General features: G+C 60.7%; 1 protein-coding gene. It reads left to right on the top strand.

Going from position 1 to position 2,535, the window contains the following annotated elements; genetic code table 11:
- Nucleotides 1-12 precede the first annotated feature (12 nt).
- Nucleotides 13-2,535, top strand: a 2,523-nt coding sequence (locus tag CH296_RS27920) for a condensation domain-containing protein (protein ID WP_254924357.1), incomplete at its 3' end; no start/stop codon positions are given.

Below are 2,535 nucleotides of genomic sequence, written 5' to 3'. Positions count from 1 at the left end.
TCGCTCTCTGCGATGCGTGTCGTAGCCGCCGTGCAGGAAACCTTCGACTGTGAAATCAGCGTCCGTGCACTCATGGAAGCCCCCACCGTAGCGGGCCTGGCTCGTGTGGTGGGTGGAGGACAGTCGGGCACCAGGCAAATCTGGGAGCCATATGCGCGTCCGGCCCAGTTGCCGCTGTCGTTCGCCCAGCGTCGGTTGTGGTTCATCCATCAGCTAGAGGGACCATCGGCGACATACAACATCCCTCTGGTACTACGCCTAATCGGTCTACTCGACGTCGACGCGCTGACCCTGGCGGTTGCCGATGTCGTAGCCCGGCACGAGAGTGTTCGCACAGTGTTTCCCGCTACGGCTGGCGTGCCCGAGCAGTGCATTCTCGATGCCTCTGAAGGGCTTGTCGCCTGCAAAGTCATCGACGCCACCAACTGGACCGATCAACAGTTGGATGAGGCGGTCGGTATTGTCACCCGCCACGCCTTCGACTTAGAAACCGAGATTCCCTTTCGTGCAAGGCTTTTCGCAGTCTCGACCACGGAACACCATCTGGCCCTGGCAATGCACCACATCGCCGCCGACGGATCATCTCTCTCGCCGCTGGTTCGCGACCTGACTACCGCATATCAGGCCCGCACCACCCGGACGGAGCCAGGCTGGGAGCCGTTGCCCGTTCAGTACGCCGACTTCACAATCTGGCAGCACAAGCTCCTCGGCGAGGCCGACGATCCTAATACCCGATCTGGTCGACAAACAGTTTTCTGGGAGCGGAACCTCGCTGGATACGCGGGACTGCTGGAGCTTCCCACGGACCGGCCTTACCCCGCCGTCGCCAACCATCAGGGCGGCCAAGTCGTCGTCGAATGGCCCGCCGAACTGCAGGAACTCGTGCGGGTTGTGGCGCGGGAACGCAATGCGACGACGTTCATGGTGATGTCGGCGGCGCTTTCGGTGCTGTTGGCGCGTTTGAGCGGGAGCGCGGATGTGGCGTTCGGGGTGCCGACGGCGGGGCGGGGGCGAACCGAGTTTGACGGCATGGTCGGGTTTTTCGTCAACACGCTGGTGTTGCGTACGCGGGTTTCAGCCGAGATGAACTTCGGTGATTTGTTGGAGGAGGTACGGGAGCGGAGCCTGGACGCGTTCGCGAACCAAGATGTGCCGTTCGATGCGCTTGTCGAGCGCCTCAATCCGGTCCGTACGCAGGCTCACCATCCGTTGATCCAAATCCTGTTCGCCTGGCAAAACGTCACCCTGCCCGATCTGTCTCTGCCAGGTCTCGACATTTCCCCGCAGCGCACGGACACCTTGACCGCTCGAATGGACTTGACTTTCAGCCTGCGTGAGCGGTTCGACAACTCCGGCCGTCCCATAGGCATTGGGGGTCTGGTCGAGTACCGCACCGACGTCTATGACGCCGAAACTGTAAAACAACTTGTTACCCGCTGGCAGCGGGTGCTCACGACGATGCTCGCCGGCACGGACCGCTCGGTGGCGTCAATCGACTTGCTTGACGAGAGAGAACTGACGCAGCTGGACGCCCTCGGAGCGCGGTCAGTGCTAAATGAATCGATCGTGGACCCCGCGATTCCGGAGTTGTTCGCCGAGCAGGTGAGGGTGCGGCCGGACGTCATAGCGGTGGTGTTCGAGGGTCGGTCGTGGACGTATCAGGAGTTGGACGACACATCGACGCAGTTGGCTCATTTGTTGGCTGGGCGTGGGGTGGGAGTAGAGGACGTTGTTGCACTGTTGCTGCCACGTTCGGAACACACTGTGATAGCCATACTTTCGGTGCTGAAGCTGGGTTCTGCTTACTTGCCGATCGACATCAACACCCCTGACGAGCGCCTGGCATTCGTTCTACAAGACGCTGCGCCGGCCGCGATTTTGACCACGGTGAGCCTCGCTGGTCGCGTCAGTAAGTCCGGGGTCCCACTGATAGATGTCGAGGATCCCAAGGTCGCTGAACAGCCGACGACGACGTTGCCGGTGCCGAATGCTGACCTCCTCGCGTACATCATCTACACCTCAGGAACGACAGGCACACCCAAAGGCGTCGGCATCACACAAACGAACGTCACCCAGACCTACGCAGCTTCGGAACATGCTTTCAAACATTCCCCAGATCAGGTGTGGTCGATGTTCCATTCGTACTCGTTCGATGTGTCGGTGTGGGAGATGTGGGGCGCTCTGCTGCACGGCGGCCGCTTGGTGATCATCCCTGAGCATGCCGCCCGCTCCGCAACGGACTTTCACCGAATCCTGGTAGACGAGCAGGTCACCACCGTCAACCAGACCCCGTCCGCACTCGAGATGCTCTCGCCCGAGGGAATAGATCAAGTAAGGACCATTTTTGTGGGGGGTGAGGCATGCTCGCCCGAACTTGTCGATCGGTGGGCTTCAGGCCGAGAAATGATCAATGGCTACGGGGAGACAGAGACGTTCTACGCCTCTATGAGTGCGCCCATGAAGCCTGGTCATGGAGCTCCTATCGGTACGCCGGTGCCGGGTGATGCGTTGTTTGTGTTGGATTCCGGTTTGCGG

The organism is Rhodococcus sp. 14-2496-1d (assembly GCF_002259365.1).
Classification (GTDB): Bacteria; Actinomycetota; Actinomycetes; order Mycobacteriales; family Mycobacteriaceae; genus Rhodococcoides.
Note: the sequence above shows the minus strand (reverse complement) of the source record. Positions and strands in the feature narration are given on the sequence as shown.